The organism is Bradyrhizobium sp. 62, assembly GCF_023073035.1.
Classification (GTDB): domain Bacteria; phylum Pseudomonadota; class Alphaproteobacteria; order Rhizobiales; family Xanthobacteraceae; genus Bradyrhizobium.
Genome location: NZ_JADPIT010000016.1, coordinates 232,859 through 247,675, shown reverse-complemented (window position 1 = coordinate 247,675; position 14,817 = coordinate 232,859). Strand labels below are relative to the sequence as shown.

General features: G+C 64.4%; 13 protein-coding genes. 9 read left to right on the top strand and 4 right to left on the bottom strand.

Annotated features, from left to right (window positions below; genetic code table 11):
* Positions 1-123: 123 nt before the first annotated feature.
* Both IVB47_RS20155 and IVB47_RS20150 read left to right on the top strand, forming a co-directional pair.
* Positions 124-1,833: an FMN-binding glutamate synthase family protein gene (locus IVB47_RS20155; protein WP_247463616.1), complete on the top strand. Its 1,710-nt coding sequence runs from the start codon at positions 124-126 to the stop codon at positions 1,831-1,833.
* Positions 1,834-1,922: 89 nt separating this feature from the next.
* Positions 1,923-2,165, top strand: a complete 243-nt coding sequence (locus IVB47_RS20150; RefSeq protein WP_247357630.1) for a PilZ domain-containing protein — start codon at positions 1,923-1,925, stop codon at positions 2,163-2,165.
* 51 nt (positions 2,166-2,216) lie between these two features.
* On the opposite strand, the gene IVB47_RS20145 is transcribed toward IVB47_RS20150, so the two are convergent.
* A complete protein-coding gene (locus tag IVB47_RS20145; RefSeq protein ID WP_247463613.1) occupies positions 2,217-3,512 on the bottom strand; it encodes a hemolysin family protein in 1,296 nt (431 codons plus the stop codon).
* A 242-nt stretch (positions 3,513-3,754) separates the two neighbouring features.
* On the opposite strand from IVB47_RS20145, the gene IVB47_RS20140 reads away from it, so the two are divergent.
* Both IVB47_RS20140 and IVB47_RS20135 read left to right on the top strand, forming a co-directional pair.
* Positions 3,755-5,830: a HAMP domain-containing methyl-accepting chemotaxis protein gene (locus IVB47_RS20140; RefSeq protein WP_247463610.1), complete on the top strand. Its 2,076-nt coding sequence runs from the start codon at positions 3,755-3,757 to the stop codon at positions 5,828-5,830.
* A gap of 118 nt (positions 5,831-5,948) precedes the next feature.
* Positions 5,949-6,680 carry a sulfite exporter TauE/SafE family protein gene (locus IVB47_RS20135; RefSeq protein ID WP_247463606.1) on the top strand — a complete coding sequence of 244 codons (732 nt, stop codon included), beginning with the start codon at positions 5,949-5,951 and terminating at the stop codon, positions 6,678-6,680.
* Positions 6,681-6,687: 7 nt separating this feature from the next.
* On the opposite strand, the gene IVB47_RS20130 is transcribed toward IVB47_RS20135, so the two are convergent.
* The 3 genes from IVB47_RS20130 to IVB47_RS20120 all read right to left on the bottom strand — a co-directional run bounded on the left by IVB47_RS20130 (position 6,688) and on the right by IVB47_RS20120 (position 10,259).
* Positions 6,688-8,652, bottom strand: coding sequence for a carbohydrate porin (locus IVB47_RS20130; RefSeq protein ID WP_247464062.1), 1,965 nt, complete (start codon positions 8,650-8,652; stop codon positions 6,688-6,690).
* A gap of 397 nt (positions 8,653-9,049) precedes the next feature.
* Positions 9,050-9,313: a hypothetical protein gene (locus IVB47_RS20125; RefSeq protein ID WP_007597808.1), complete on the bottom strand. Its 264-nt coding sequence runs from the start codon at positions 9,311-9,313 to the stop codon at positions 9,050-9,052.
* Between the two features lie 139 nt (positions 9,314-9,452).
* Positions 9,453-10,259: a creatininase family protein gene (locus tag IVB47_RS20120; RefSeq protein WP_247463603.1), complete on the bottom strand. Its 807-nt coding sequence runs from the start codon at positions 10,257-10,259 to the stop codon at positions 9,453-9,455.
* Between the two features lie 138 nt (positions 10,260-10,397).
* Here IVB47_RS20120 and IVB47_RS20115 point away from each other — a divergent pair, with 138 nt between their 5' ends.
* The 5 genes from IVB47_RS20115 to IVB47_RS20095 are packed head-to-tail and all read left to right on the top strand — an operon-like array spanning position 10,398 to position 14,772.
* Positions 10,398-11,420, top strand: a complete 1,023-nt coding sequence (locus IVB47_RS20115; protein WP_247463600.1) for an ABC transporter substrate-binding protein — start codon at positions 10,398-10,400, stop codon at positions 11,418-11,420.
* Between the two features lie 10 nt (positions 11,421-11,430).
* The gene (locus IVB47_RS20110; protein ID WP_247400035.1) at positions 11,431-12,276 is read left to right on the top strand and encodes an ABC transporter ATP-binding protein; all 846 of its coding nucleotides are present in this window, start codon (positions 11,431-11,433) and stop codon (positions 12,274-12,276) included.
* Positions 12,273-13,091 (top strand): ABC transporter permease, encoded by an 819-nt coding sequence (locus IVB47_RS20105; RefSeq protein WP_247463595.1) that lies wholly within the window; start codon positions 12,273-12,275, stop codon positions 13,089-13,091. Before IVB47_RS20110 ends, IVB47_RS20105 begins: the two co-directional genes overlap by 4 nt.
* The gene (locus tag IVB47_RS20100; protein ID WP_247463591.1) at positions 13,091-14,080 is read left to right on the top strand and encodes a 2-hydroxyacid dehydrogenase; all 990 of its coding nucleotides are present in this window, start codon (positions 13,091-13,093) and stop codon (positions 14,078-14,080) included. Before IVB47_RS20105 ends, IVB47_RS20100 begins: the two co-directional genes overlap by 1 nt.
* Positions 14,080-14,772: an AprI/Inh family metalloprotease inhibitor gene (locus IVB47_RS20095; protein ID WP_247357637.1), complete on the top strand. Its 693-nt coding sequence runs from the start codon at positions 14,080-14,082 to the stop codon at positions 14,770-14,772. The genes IVB47_RS20100 and IVB47_RS20095 overlap by 1 nt, the downstream gene beginning before the upstream one ends.
* The last annotated feature ends 45 nt before the right edge of the window (positions 14,773-14,817 follow it).

Sequence of the window (14,817 nt, the reverse complement as noted above, 5' to 3'; positions counted from 1 at the left end):
GCAGCAGCCCGCCTATCGGGCTGATTGATTTGTCCCCGCCGAATTCGCTAGCGTGAAACAACCGCCGCGTCATATCCGTATGACAGGCGCGGGCGTATCGTACCGCCTCATGCTGGCGAGAGGATGGGAATCGTGGCCGACGAGAACAAGACGCAGGAATCGCCCAACCCGTCGGTCAAACGGCTGCCGCTGGCGGAAGAGGGGATCATGGAAACCCTGCTGCTGCCATTCTCTCCGCGCTTCATCGTCCTGACGATCTGCGCGGTGGTCACGGCGCTGCTGACCGGCATCGGATTTGCCGATGGCAAGATCTTCGACATCCTGCTGATCCCGATCCTGATCTTCGGCGCGCTGACGGCGCTTGGCGTCCGCGACCTCATGCAGAAGGGCCACGCCGTTCTGCGCAACTACCCGATCTCGGCCCATATCCGTTTTTTGCTCGAAGAGATACGCCCGGAGATGCGGCAGTACTTCTTCGAGAGCGAGAAGGACGGCATGCCGTTCTCGCGCGACATCCGTGCGGTGGTCTATCAGCGCGCCAAGATGCAGCTCGACAAGCGTCCGTTCGGCACCCAGGAGGACGTCTACCGCCAGGGTTATGAGTGGATGCATCACTCGGTCTCGCCGAAGACGCATGCCGAGGAGAAATTCCGCGTCACCATCGGCGGACCGGATTGCGCCAAGCCGTATTCGGCTTCGGTGTTCAACATTTCCGCCATGAGTTTTGGCGCGCTCAGCCCGAACGCCGTGCGCGCGCTGAATGCCGGCGCCAGGAAGGGCGGCTTCGCGCACGACACCGGCGAGGGCGGCTTCAGCCCCTATCACGCGGAGATGGGCGGCGACATCATCTGGGAGATCGGTTCGGGCTATTTCGGCTGCCGCCATCTCGACGGCACCTTCGATCCCGAAGCCTTCGCGCGCGTCGCGCGCCAGGACCAGATCAAGATGGTCGAGCTCAAGATCAGCCAGGGTGCCAAGCCCGGTCATGGCGGCGTGCTGCCGGCGGCGAAAGTCTCGGAGGAGATTTCCAAGATCCGCGGAGTCGCCATGGGCGAGGATTGCATCTCGCCGGCCTCGCATCGCGCCTTCTCGACGCCTGTTGGCATGATGCAGTTCATCGGCGAGATGCGAAAGCTCTCCGGCGGCAAGCCGACCGGCTTCAAGCTGTGCATCGGCCACCCCTGGGAATTTTTGGCGATCTGCAAGGCGATGATCGAGACCGGCATCTATCCCGACTTCATCGTCGTCGACGGCAACGAGGGCGGCACCGGCGCCGCGCCGCTGGAGTTCATGGACCATCTGGGCATGCCGATGCGGGAGGGCGTCAGTTTCGTCCACAACGCCCTGATCGGCATCAACGCGCGCGACCGCATCAAGATCGGCGCCTCCGGCAAGATCGCCACCGCCTTCGACATGGCACGCGCCATGTCGATCGGCGCGGACTACTGTAATTCGGCGCGCGGCTTCATGTTCTCGCTCGGCTGCATCCAGTCGCTGAGCTGCCACACCGACCGCTGCCCGACCGGCGTCGCGACCCAGGATCCGACGCGGGCGCGCGCACTCTACGTGCCGCTCAAGATTGACCGCGTGCACAATTATCACCTTGCGACGCTGCACTCGCTGACCGAGCTGATCGCCGCGGCCGGTCTCGAACATCCGCAGCAGCTGCGCCCGATCCACTTCTCCCAGCGTACCTCGACGACGGACGTGAAATCCTTCGCGCAGCTCTATCCCTCGCTGCGTCCGGGCGAGCTGCTCGAAGGCACCGAAGACCCGCGCTTCCGAGACGCCTGGCGGATGGCGCGGACCGAGACGTTCCAGCCGGCGCTGTAGGGCGTCGGCCGCAGGCCCCCCGTGCGTAAAGGCATCGCGATGAGGGTCGCGTTTAACGCTTGGTTCAACTTTGGGTGTAGATTGTCCCCATGGACGAGCGGCGCGACAAGGCAAGGCATCGCGTGCTGAAGGCCGGAACGATCGAGTTCGGCGGCGGCGGCGCGATCGACTGCACTATCCGCAACCTGTCCGATACCGGCGCCGCGCTCGACGTCAGCAGTCCCGTCGGCATCCCCGACCATTTCAGCCTGTTCGTCCAGGTCGACGGAAAACATCTCGCCTGCACCGTGATCTGGCGCAAGGAAAAGCGGATCGGGGTGAGGTTCGGGTGAGGGCCGGGACGACACGTGGTGAGTTCAGCATCACCTCACGTCGCCGCTCGCTCACCCCGTCTCTACTTCGCTCCGCCGGCTCGCGAGAATCTTGTCGATCCTCCGTCCGTCGAGATCGACCACCTCGATGTGCCAGTCGCCGAAGTCGAAGGCGTCGCCGACATCAGGCAGCACGTTGAACTGTTGCAGCACGAGGCCGGCGACTGTGTTGTAGCGGTGTGGCGGCAGTTCGATGCCGATCAGCTCGCCGAACTCGTCGACTGGCATCCAGCCTGAGACCAGCAGCGAATCATCCGCGCGCTTGACGTAGGCCGGTTCCGGCGGGCCTTCCTCGGAATGGAAGGCGCCGACGATCGATTCCAGAATGTCAGCCGTCGTCACGATGCCTTCGAAGGCGCCGTATTCGTCGTAGACGAGGCCGACATGCACCGGCGCCGCCTTGAGGATCGCCAGCACGTCGCGGGCATCGGCCGATGCGGGAATGCCGGGCGCCTCGCGGACCAGCACGCGCAAATCCGGCGTGCGCTCGTTCATGAAGGCGACCAGCAGGTCCTTGGCCTGGAGCACGCCGATCGGCTTGTCGCGGTCGCCGTCGGACACTGGAAAGCGCGAATGCGGACTCTTGGCGATGGTCGCTTGAATGCTCTCCGGCGTATCGTTGAGGTCGATCTCGTTGACCTCCGTGCGCGGCGTCATGATCGCGCCGACCGGCCGATCGCCGAGCCGCATCACGCCCGCGATCATCTCCTTTTCACCTGACTCGAGCACGCCCGCGCTTTCGGCCTCGCTGACGAGATGATGGATCTCGTCTTCCGAGACCTTCTCTTCGGACTTGCCGCCGTGGCCGAGCAGCGTGAGGATCAGCTTGCCGGAGAGATCGAGCAGGAAGACCAGCGGCAGCGAGACCTTCGCAAGCACGTGCATCGCGGGTGCAACTCTGACCGCGATGCTCTCGGGGTCGCGCAGCGCCACCTGCTTCGGCACCAGCTCGCCGACGATCAGGGTGGCGTAGGTGATGAGCGTGACGACCAGGCCCACTCCGACGATGTCGGCAATTCCTGCGGACAGGCCGAGCTCGAGCAGCCATTGCGTCAGCCGCTGTCCGAGCGTCGCGCCCGAGAACGCGCCGGAGAGCACGCCGACCAGCGTGATCCCGATCTGCACCGTCGAGAGGAATTTGCCGGGGTCGGCCGCGAGCGTCAGCGCCCGCTCGGCGCCGCGGACGCCCTTCGCGGCGAGCATCGACAGCCGGGCCGGGCGTGACGAGACCACGGCGAGCTCGGACATGGACAGCAAGCCGTTGATGACGATCAGGACGACGACGATGGCGAGTTCGGCGGAGAGCATTGACGTTCCGAGGTAAGGGAGTGTGGCCGGATGGCGGCCCAGGCATTGATATAGGTATTCGGGGAAGAAATGCCGATGATTCTGTCGCATCCGGCATCGCAAAGGAACTTCGGCGACACCGTCCCGGAAGGCACTCGAAGCCCAATACCCCGCGGAACTACGGGCATGCCGTTGCTTAACGGGCTCTTAGCGGCCAGCGGCTAGGTTCTCGACATTTGCAGGAATGTATTCGGGGGATCAGAATGCGGATCGGGAAACTCTTTGCGCTGTCGATGCTGACGGTGACGGTGTTTGCAGTCATCCTTGGCGCCGAGGTGCTCGTACCCCAGGCGCGCATCTTCACGAACCGCTCCGACGCGATCAAGACGGTCGACGCCTTTGGTGCGACCTTGATGGTCAGTCAGCACGTTGCCGGCCTTCGTGCCCCCTACATTTCGCCGATTTTCCAGGAGAACCCTGCGACGCAGGCCCAGATCGAAGGCGCCGCGAAGGCCGCGAAAGCAGCCGATGCCGCATTTGAGGGGGCAAGGCGCGCCATCCTTGTGCTGGATGATTCCGGACCGATGATCGAAAACCTGGACCGTACCGCCCGGCGGCTCAAGGATATCTACACCGCTGCAGACCGCGCGATGAGCGTTCCCTTGGCGGCGCGCGACAGCGCTGTGGTCAAGGGCTTCCTACCGGGCGTTGCAGAGGTCATCGGCAATATCGAGCCGATCATGAACCGGCTCGAAGCCAAGGTCATCAATGCCGATTCTTCGCTTGCGGCGCTGTTGAGCCTGGCGCGAACGGCGCAGGACCTGCGCGTCTCGGCCGGCAGCCGCGCCGCCACGCTGTCGCCGGCGCTGAGCGCGCGCCGCCCGCTCACGGCTCCCGAATTCTCGCTGATGGATCGGATGCAGGGGCGCGTCGAGGCCGACCGCGAGCGCATCGAGGCCGGCATCGACCAGCTCGGAAGTCCGCCCCGCATCGCCACCGCACTGAAAGCGGCAACGGATTCCTATTTCGGAAAAGCAGCCGCTGCCGTGGACAAAGAGATGCCCGCGGCTCGTGGCGACGGCAAATACGGCATCAACGCCGAAGAGCTGGCCACCGTCATTGTCCCCGCCATCCAGATGTTCTACGGCGTGCGCGATGCCGCGCTGACCGAAGCTGCCGAGCGCGCCTCGGCCGCGCGTGATGGCGCGCTTGCGATGCTCGCGCTCGCGGGCGTGGCGGTGCTGGCGCTGCTGGGGACACTCGGTGGTGTGACCATGATGCTGCGCCGGCGCGTGGTGACGCCGCTGAGCCGGCTCGCGGACGTGATCGCAACGCTTGCCGCCGGACAGCACGAGGTCGAGATTCCCGTGACGGGCCGTAACGACGAGATCAGCCAGGTGGCGGGCTCGCTCCAGCACTTCAAGGATTCGCTCTCCGCCAAGAAGGCTGCCGACGAGGCCGCCGCGGTGGAAGCCGAGGCGAAACTCCGGCGCAGCCAGCGCATGGACCAGATCGCGCGCGATTTCGAAGCGTTGATCGGCGACGTCATCAACACCGTGTCGTCGGCATCGTCGGAGCTGGAAGTGTCGGCGGGAACGCTGACGAGTACCGCCGATCAATCGGAAAAGGTCACCGCGACGGTGGCGGCCGCCTCCGAGCAGGCCTCCAGCAACGTGCAGACCGTTGCCGCGGCCGCGGAGGAAATGGCGTCTTCGGTCGACGAGATCGGTCGACAGGTTCAGGACTCCGCGCGGGTCGCCAGCGAAGCGGTGCAGCAGGCGGCGCGGACCAACGACTATGTCGGCGAGCTCGCCAAGGCTGCCGGCCGGATCGGCGACGTGGTCGAGCTCATCAGCCAGATCGCGGGCCAGACCAATCTTCTGGCGCTCAATGCAACGATCGAGGCGGCGCGCGCCGGCGAGGCCGGGCGCGGCTTCGCCGTGGTCGCCTCCGAGGTCAAGGCGCTGGCCGAGCAGACCGCCAAGGCCACCGGCGAGATCAGCCAGCAGATCACGGGAATCCAGAGCGCGACGGAGGATTCGGTCGGCGCCATCAAGTCGATCGGCGACACCATCACCCGCATGTCCGAGATCGCATCGGCGATCGCCTCCGCAGTCGAGGAGCAGGGCGCCGCGACGCGGGAGATTTCGCGCAACGTGCAGCAGGCGGCGCGCGGCACCCAACAGGTCTCCGCCAGCATCGTCGACGTGCAGCGCGGCGCGCGCCAGACCGGATCGGCCTCCTCCACCGTGCTTGCGTCAGCGAAGTCGCTGTCCGGCGAGAGCAGCCGCCTCAAGGTCGAGGTCGGGAAGTTCCTGGACGCGATCCGGGCCGCGTAACATCGTCATTGTGGAAGGAAGCGGCTTCACCTAGGCTTGCAGCCTTGGGGGTGTCGCAGCCTCCCCATGAAGTGGGTGATCCCACACAAGCGCTGCTCGCTGATGTTTGGAGCGAGCAATGGACGGGATCACAATCGAGCTTACCCTTTTCCTGACGGCCACCTTCGCCGGCGCGTTCGTCGCCGGCCTCTCCGGCTTTGCCTTCGGCCTGGTGGCGGCATCGCTGTGGCTTTACGTGCTGACGCCACTTCAAAGCGCCAGCCTGATCGTCGGCTTCGGCCTCCTGGTGCAGGGCTACTCGGTCTGGAAGCTGCGCAGCGCGCTCGACTGGCGCCGGCTATGGCCCTTCATGATTGGTGCCGTCGTCGGCGTGCCGGTCGGCGTGTCACTTCTGACCTCGGCCGATCCCAAGAGCGTCCGCATCGCGGTTGGGGCGATCCTGGTCGTCTACAGCCTCTATGCGTTCTTCAGGCCAAAACTCAAGGTCGCGACCATCGTGCCGCCGGCCGCAGACATGACCATCGGGTTCGTCAACGGCCTGCTGGGTGGATTGACCGGCCTTGCCGGCATCATCGTCACCATCTGGTGCAATCTGTGCGGTCTGCCCAAGGACGTCCAGCGCGCCACGTTCCAGCCCGTCGCAGTCGTGGTGTTCGCCACGGCGGCGCTCTTTCTGGGCGCCAAGGGAGCGCTGACGTTCGAGACCGCAAAGCTGTTCGCGCTCGGCCTGCCGTTTCTCTTTGCGGGAACGTGGCTCGGGCTAAAACTGTTCGGCCGGATCGACGAGGCGATGTTCCGTAAGATCGTGCTCGCGTTGCTGTTCGTCTCCGGCGTCGCGCTGCTGTTCTGAGCCGCGGTCAGAACTCCCCGTGCAGCCGACCCGAGAATACCGACACCGGGCCGCGATCAGCGTTGTAGGCGGGGTTGACGATGAGCTGGTAGTCCGCGGTGAAGGTCAGCGCCTTGTTGAGCGCGTAGGCGTAATAGGTCTCCAGCACGCGTTCCCTGCGGTAGTTGAGCTGGCCGTCACCGATCAGCGGACCGAGACCGCCGGCGGCGATGAAGTCGCGATGGTCCTGCGACAGGCCGTTGATCGCGCCGGCAATGGCGACGACGTCGTCGGATCGGCCCCATTTCGCTCCCTTGACCGAGACACCGCCGGACAGGCTACGGTCGATGTCGGTGAAGGCCATGATCTCGTTGCGGCCATCGTTCCAGCTCCAGCGGCCGAACACGCCGATATCGTCGGTGATCGCCTGTTCGACATTCAAAGCGTAGCCGTATTTGAGCCGGCCGCGGCGGGTCTGGCTGATGTCGAGGTTGAGCAGCGGATTATCCAGCGTCTCGCGATAGCTGCCGGAATAGGCGCTGTTGATGAAGCCGAGCGTGCGCAGCTTGCCGGGCTGGCCGAACAGCGAGTAGCGCATCTCGAGCTCCGCGACATATTCGCCGCGGCGGCCGATATTCATGTCGAAATTGTTCGAGTTGGACTGGGCGTCCATCAGGAAGTAGCCGGCGCGCAGCGCCCATTGCTTCTGATTCAATTCGGCCGTTGCACCATAGCCGAGGCCGAGCTTGTCGGCGGCGTAGTCGAAGGCGCCGGATGCCCAGATCGACCAGTTCATGAAATCCTTGCGCGGATCGTGCGCGTAGGAATTGCCGTCGAAGACGTCGACCACGGAGAGCTTTCCGACCTGCAAAGTCAAACGCGACACGTCGGCCTTGCCAGCAAGCTGAAACTGGCCGCTGGCAAGCTCCTCCTGCTCGCCGCCGAAGCCGAAGGTGTGGCGCACGAACAGCCGCGAGGCGTTGAAGTGCGGATAGGGAAAGCCGGACTTCTGCGCTTCGCCGTTGGGGAAGCCCCCCGCGCCGGTCGTGTTGTTGAAGCCAAAGCCCTGCAGCAGCTCGGGATTGAAATAGACCTCGCCGCCGTCCCACAGCCGCGCATTCAGATAGAGCGAATTGCTCCAGGTCTGCTGCAGATCCGGCGAGGGGGTGAAGCTGTTCGGCCCGGTATAGGGCGCTCTGAACGAGGGATGTCCCTGGGCCAGCGCTGTCGACTGGCCGTGGATCTCCCAGCGGCTGGACTCGGTATCGGTGATGTCAGACTTCGGATTGTAGGTCGGCAGGCCCGGCCAGTCGATCTTGCGATTGAGGCCGATCCGCAGGCTCTGGAAATCCATCGAGGACGAATATTGCGCGCCCGAGGGGAAGGTGACGCGGGCGTTCTCGAACTTGCTGTAGAGATATTCGAGCCGCGCGCTCCAGTGCGGCGCGAAGGCATATTCGACGCCGCCGCCGGCGGTCCAGCCGAACCGCGTGTTCAACACCTTCTCCTCATTGCCGCCTGCCGGTGTCGAGAGAAAGCGCTCGCCGGCAAAAGCGGCGCCGCCAGTCGCGTAGAACAGGAATGCGCCCGTGGTGTAGCCGAGCCGCGCGCGCAGGCTCGCGACGTAATCCCAGCGCTCCTCCGCGCTCGATAGCGCGGTGGTCGTCGACGACACCACGTGGTTGGAGGGCAGATAGTTCGGAAAGGAGATGTCGCCTTCGACGCCGAGCAGAAGCCCTGAGTTGAGGCGCCAATTGTAGCCGGCCTGCACGCCGCCGGTCGCGCCGGTGAAGACATGATTATCGGTCGCGACCGCGGGATCGGTCAGCATGGCCGAGGACGTGCCGCGGGTGAAACCGGCGTGTGCACCGATATAGAGGCCCGTCCAGTCGTAGACGGCCCTGAGCGCAGGTGCCTTCAGCGGCAGATCAGCCGCGCGGCTGCTGGCGGGCAAAGCCAAGACGCCCGAGGCAATTGCCGCGGCCGTCCGCAAATACCTGTAACGGTGACCCCTCAACGTCAAAACGCACGCCCCCAAAAGCGAGTGTGTCCACTCGCCGCACTATCCCTGCCGATTCGCGGCGACCCTGTCATCAGGCTTAGGTGCTCCGCGATCGGACCTGATGATCTCAGTCCGGCGCGACTTCTTCCCAAGCCCCTGAGCTTGTTGCAAACCTTATTGCGATTAATTCGCAATAGCAACTAGTGCAGATTGCCGCAGGGGATGGTTCGCACCGCTGTGTGACGGGGCTGCAACAAAATCCCGAGGCCCCAAAACAGTTGACCCCGTCCGGGGGGACATCCGGGCGGGGTCGGGGGCACGACACGGGGTGGATGAGGCGCCCGTGTCGGACGCAGGATCCACGTGAGATCGGCCTCAGGGACTCAAATCAGAAGCAGGTACGAACGCGGCCAACGTACTGGCCAAAGGCGTTGTACTGGGCGGCCCAGCCGCAGCGGTGATAGCCGTTGTAATAGGGGTCGTTGCTGGCGGCGATCGCGGAGCCGACGACGGCGGCGGTGGCGATGCCCAAGCCGACGCCGACGCCCCAGCCGAGCGGCTTGGCTTGCGCCTGCGAGGTGGTGGCGACGACGCTGCCGGTCAGGGTGAGCGCGGTGAGGGCAACTGCGAAAATCTTGGTCTTGATCGACATGGGAAACTCCATCCGGGTTGAGGCGGTCCGTTGTGGCCCGCGTACCGAGTTGGACGGAGGCTCCGCGCGTCCGGTTCGAAACCGGTAAAAGCGGAGCTCAAGTTTGACTCTTTCTCGAATGATTCCAGGATGATAAGCGCTAGCCGAGCGGGCCCTTGGCGAGCCTGTTCACGTCGAAGTTATCAACCTCGGCAAGCAGCTCGCAAAAGGCGCGGGCGCCCTGGTCGATCAGCTGCTCGCCTTTCGCGGCCACGGCCAGCGTCGCATTGCCGACGGCGCCGCTGGGGTTGAGATCCTGTGCCTGCCAGGCGAACGGTGCGGGTCGCTGCGTCGACAGCCAGCGATATTGCTGCTCCATCGCGATGCTGCTCGCGGGAAAATCCGCGATCGCATCACCGTGCACCTGATCGGGATAGCGGGCCAGCATGATTGAGGTCTCGACTGCACCGCCGTGGATGCCGTGGCGTACTTCGTCGGCCGGGAACAGCTGGTCCGCGCCCGACAGCCGCGACCACGACGTGGTCACCACGAACAGTTTCTGATACGCGCGAAGATCCTGCGCGATCAGCATCATGGCCGCGCTGTTGCCGCCATGGCTGGTGATGATGACGAGCTTTTTCAATCCGCGCCGCGCGATGTCTTCGCCGATCGCGGTCCATTTTTTCAACGCGACTTCAGTCGCTAGCGTCTGCGTGCCCGCATAGTCGATATGCTCGGTGGAAATCCCGATCGGTTCAACGGGCAGGAAAGTGGCCGGAACGCTTTCGGGCAGGAGCTCGCGCACCCGCGCGAGATAGGCGTCCGCGATCAGCACGTCGGTCTCGAGCGGCAGATGCGGGCCGTGCTGCTCGGTCGCCGCCAGCGGCAGCACTGCGATCCAGCGCGAAACCTCGGCTGGGCTGGCATCGGCCCAGCGGATCTCGGTCCAGTCGCGGGAAGGCGTCATCAAGGTTTCTTTGCCCGAATTTGTCGCGTAATTTGGGTTATCAGGGGACGCGGGCCAGGCCGGCTCGCGTCCCTGAATGTCTTGCGGTTTTATCGCGTTGCTTGGACATCGGCTAGAAGCGATCGACGGAGTCCCATCATGAGCCCCTCTCATCTGCGGCGAGCCTTAACGGCGGGCCTGATGGCCGCTTTGGTCTCGGTCGTTCCGGCGCGCGCCGAAACCCTGGACAAGCTCATGTTCGGCACCAATTGGGTCGCCGAGGCCGAGCATGGTGGCTTCTTCCAGGCGGTCGCCGACGGCACCTACAAGAAATATGGGCTGGACGTCACCATCGTCCCCGGCGGGCCCAACGAGAACAACCGGATGCTGCTGATCGCCGGCAAGATCGATTTCTTCATGGCCGCAAATACGCTGATGTCGTTCGACGCGGTCGCCAACAACGTCCCGGTCGTCACGATCGCCGCGGTGTTCCAGAAGGATCCGCAGGTGATGCTGACGCAGCCCGATGCCAAGGTCGCCAAGATCGAGGACCTCAAGCCGCTGACGCTGTTCGTCTCCAAGGAGGGCATGACCAGCTATTTCCAGTGGCTGAAATCCGAATACGGTTTCAGCGAGAAGAACGTTCGCCCCTATAATTTCAATCCGCAGCCCTTCATCGCCAATCCCAAGAGCGCGATGCAGGGTTACGTCACCTCCGAGCCCTTCGCGGTCGAGAAGGCCGCCGGCTTCAAGCCCAACGTGTTGCTGCTCGCCGATTACGGCTTCAACACCTATTCGACCCTGATCGAGAGCCGCCGCGACGTGGTCGAGAAGAAGCCCGACCTGGTGCAGCGCTTCGTCGATGCCTCCATGGTCGGCTGGTACAATTACATCTACCGCGACAATTCCGCGGGCAACGCCATGATCAAGAAGCTCAATCCGGAGATGACCGACGAGCTGCTCGCCTATTCCGTCGCCAAGATGAAGGAATACGGCATCGTCGATTCCGGCGATTCGCTGAAGAACGGCATCGGCGCGATGAGCGACGAGCGCTACACCTCCTTCTTCAACAAGATGGTGAAGGCAGGCGTCGTGAAGGCAGACCTCGATTTTCGCAAATCCTATACGCTGCGTTTCGTCAACAAGGGCGTCGGCGCCGAGCTGCGCCCGAGCAAGCCGTAGCGCAAGGCCGATGTCATCAGTCCAAACGTTGGCGGGGGTCGAGACCGGCCTGACGGCCCTGGCTGTCAGCCTGCGCGGCGTGACGAAGACCTATGACAACGGCGTGCTGGCGCTCGGCCCGCTCGACCTTGCGGTGCGCAAGGGCGAGTTCATTTCGTTGCTGGGACCGTCAGGTTGCGGCAAATCCACCGCGCTGCGGCTGATTGCCGAGCTCAGCGCGCCATCGTCCGGAATCGTGCGGCTGGCGCGTCGCGAGGGTGGTGCGCAGTCAGGTCATGTTCAGCCAGGTCATATTCAACCAGGTCATGGCATCGGCTTCGTGTTTCAGGAGCCGACCCTGATGCCCTGGACCAGCGCGCGCGAGAACGTGCGGTTGCCGCTGAAGCTCGCAGGCGTTCCGAAGGCGGAAGCGCGCGCGCGTGCCGATCAGGCGTTGGCAAGCGTGGGGCTTGGCGATTTCGCCGACGCCTTTCCCCGCGAGCTCTCCGGCGGCATGAAGATGCGGGTGTCGCTGGCGCGCGCGCTCGTCACCGATCCTGATGTCCTCCTGATGGATGAGCCGTTCGCGGCGCTCGACGAAATCACGCGCTTCCGCCTCAACGACGATTTGCTCGCGCTGTGGCGCAGGCTCGGCAAGACCGTCATCTTCGTCACGCATTCGGTGTTCGAATCCGTCTATCTGTCGCAGCGCGTGGTGGTGATGACGGCGCGGCCGGGCCGCATCCAGGCCGACTTCCGCATCGAGACGGTCGAGCCGCGTGGCGAGGAGTTTCGCACTTCAGTCGCCTATTCCGATTATTGCCGGAAAGTGTCGGCGGCGCTGGCGCCGTCCTATGCAGGGCAGTCGACGCTATGAACGCGCAAGCTTCCGTCACTGCGAAGCCGTCCGGCGCGCAACGCGCGGTGCGCTTCGCGCTGCCCGTCATCGTGTTCGCGGCGGGCCTGCTCGCCTGGGAGCTCGTGGTTCGGATCAAGGACATCCCGCCTTACGTGCTGCCGGCGCCCTCCGTCATATTCGTGACACTGATCAAGGATTGGTCGGTGCTGTCACAGTCGCTCGCCGCGACGCTGCTGACCACGCTCGAAGGTTTTGTGGCGGCCAGCATCGGCGGCATCGCGCTGGCGCTGCTGTTCAACCAGTCCAAATGGGTGGAAGCATCGCTATTTCCCTATGCCGTGGTGCTTCAGGTTACGCCTGTCATCGCGATCGCGCCGCTGCTGCTGATCTATCTGGAGCAGCAGACCGCGGTCGTGGTCTGCGCCTTCATCGTCGCCTTCTTCCCGGTGCTGTCCAATACCACGCTTGGGCTCAATTCGGTCGATCGCAACCTCGCCGGCCTGTTCCAGCTTTATGGCGCCTCGTCGCAGCAGACCCTGCGCCACCTCAAGCTGCCGGCGGCGCTGCCTTATATTCTCGGCGGCCTGCGCATTGCCGGCGGCCTGTCGCTGATCGGTGCTGTCGTGGCCGAGATCGCGGCGGGAACGGCCGGGGCCGGCTCCGGGCTCGCCTACAGGATCGCGGAATCCGGCTACCGCTTGAACATACCCCGCATGTTCGCAGCGCTGCTGCTGTTGTCGCTGGCCGGGATTGTCATCTATGGGGTGCTGGCGCTAGTTTCCCACCTCGTTTTACGGCGCTGGCACGAGAGCGCGCTTGGAAAGGACAACTGATGACCACCGGTTCGATTTCGTCCGAAAAGATCGACCTCCTGATTTATGGGCCGGTCCGGCCGATCCTCGAGAACGGGTTTTCCGATCATTTCGTCGTGCACAAGGCGGAGACGCGGGGCGATCTCGAGCGGCTGACGCCGGCAATCCGCGAAAAGATCCGCGGCGTGGCGGTGACCTATCACACCGTGCGCGCCGACCGGGATTCGCTGTCGCAATTGCCCAAGATCGAGATGGTGGCGAGCTTCGGCGTCGGCTACGACCACGTCGACGCCAAATACGCCGCCGAGCACAACATCATCGTCACCAACACGCCCGACGTGCTGACCGAGGAGGTCGCCGACGTCGCGATGGGCCTTCTGATCTCCACGGTGCGTGAATTCATCAAGGCCGATCGTTATGTGCGCTCCGGTCTCTGGCAGACCCAGAACTATCCGCTCAGCGTCGGCTCGCTGCGCGATCGCAAGGTCGGCATCGTCGGCATGGGCCGGATAGGACAGGCGATCGCGCGTCGGCTCGATGCCTCGCTGGTGCCGGTGGTCTATCACACCCGCAATCCGTCCAAGGACGTCTCCTACAAGCACTACCCCGACCTGATCGAGATGGCGAAGGCGGTGGACACGCTGATGGTGATCGTGCCCGGTGGCGCCAGCACGAACAAGATGATCAACGCCGAGGTGCTGAAGGCGCTCGGCCCGCGCGGTGTGCTGGTCAACGTCGCGCGGGGCTCGGTGATCGACGAACCGGCGCTGGTCCAGGCGCTCAAGTCCGGCACCATCCTCGCCGCCGGTCTCGACGTGTTCGCGGCCGAACCGAACGTGCCGGACGAGCTCAAGACCATGCAGAACGTGGTGCTGCTGCCGCATATCGGCTCGGCCTCGGTGGTGACGCGCAACGGGATGGATCAGCTCGTGGTCGACAATCTCAAGTCCTGGTTCTCAGGCAAGGCGCCGTTGACGCCGGTTGCGGAAACGCCTTTCAAGGGGCGCTGATGAGAGTTCTTGGGGTCGTTGCATTCACCGTCTCGGCCTACTTGGCCGCGATCGGCCTTGCGTTGGCGCAGGATACGACGACCCTGAAGAAGGAAATGCCCGGGCAGTGGGAGCTCTCCACCACCGAGCGCAGCAAGACCTGCGTCGTCACGCTCAAGGCCGACGCTGCGGCTCAAGGCTTCAAGCTCGAGCTGGAGCCGGCCTGCAAGGCCGCGCTGCCCTTCACCAAGGATATCGTCGCCTGGAGCGTCAGGGGTCTCGACATCGTCCGCCTGCAGGATTCGAGCGGTGAAGCCGTGATCGACTTCACCGAGGTCGAGGCCGGCATCTTCGAGGGCCTGCGGCAGGGCGAGGGCGTCTACATCCTGCAAGACCTCGCCGCCGCCCGCTCGATGGCGAAGTCGATGGACCAGATGATCGGCGACTGGTCGATCGTGCGCGGCAACGGCCAGCCTGTCTGCGGGCTGACGCTGACCAACACGGAAGCCGGGCCGGACAATTTCCAGGTCTTCCTCAAGCCGAAATGCGATGCGGCCATTGCGCAGTTCAACCCGACGCAATGGCGGCTCGAGCGCGGCCAGATCATCCTGCTGTCGAAAGCCGGCGAGGCCTGGCAGTTCGAGGCCGACGACAACGCGCAATGGCGCCGCGTCCCCGATACCGCCGATCCCCTGATCATGCTGCGCCAGTAGGCGCCGCGAAACGCGAGCTTATCCTGAGCGCCCGCCATGGGCGGG

Bases quoted from the DNA above. Each gene is read 5' to 3' on its own strand.
- IVB47_RS20155 (WP_247463616.1), top strand. From the start codon at position 124: ATGGGAATCGTGGCCGACGAGAACAAGACGCAGGAATCGCCCAACCCG.
- IVB47_RS20150 (WP_247357630.1), top strand. From the start codon at position 1,923: ATGGACGAGCGGCGCGACAAGGCAAGGCATCGCGTGCTGAAGGCCGGA.
- IVB47_RS20145 (WP_247463613.1), bottom strand. From the start codon at position 3,512: ATGCTCTCCGCCGAACTCGCCATCGTCGTCGTCCTGATCGTCATCAAC.
- IVB47_RS20140 (WP_247463610.1), top strand. From the start codon at position 3,755: ATGCGGATCGGGAAACTCTTTGCGCTGTCGATGCTGACGGTGACGGTG.
- IVB47_RS20135 (WP_247463606.1), top strand. From the start codon at position 5,949: ATGGACGGGATCACAATCGAGCTTACCCTTTTCCTGACGGCCACCTTC.
- IVB47_RS20125 (WP_007597808.1), bottom strand. From the start codon at position 9,313: ATGTCGATCAAGACCAAGATTTTCGCAGTTGCCCTCACCGCGCTCACC.
- IVB47_RS20120 (WP_247463603.1), bottom strand. From the start codon at position 10,259: ATGACGCCTTCCCGCGACTGGACCGAGATCCGCTGGGCCGATGCCAGC.
- IVB47_RS20115 (WP_247463600.1), top strand. From the start codon at position 10,398: ATGAGCCCCTCTCATCTGCGGCGAGCCTTAACGGCGGGCCTGATGGCC.
- IVB47_RS20110 (WP_247400035.1), top strand. From the start codon at position 11,431: ATGTCATCAGTCCAAACGTTGGCGGGGGTCGAGACCGGCCTGACGGCC.
- IVB47_RS20105 (WP_247463595.1), top strand. From the start codon at position 12,273: ATGAACGCGCAAGCTTCCGTCACTGCGAAGCCGTCCGGCGCGCAACGC.
- IVB47_RS20100 (WP_247463591.1), top strand. From the start codon at position 13,091: ATGACCACCGGTTCGATTTCGTCCGAAAAGATCGACCTCCTGATTTAT.
- IVB47_RS20095 (WP_247357637.1), top strand. From the start codon at position 14,080: ATGAGAGTTCTTGGGGTCGTTGCATTCACCGTCTCGGCCTACTTGGCC.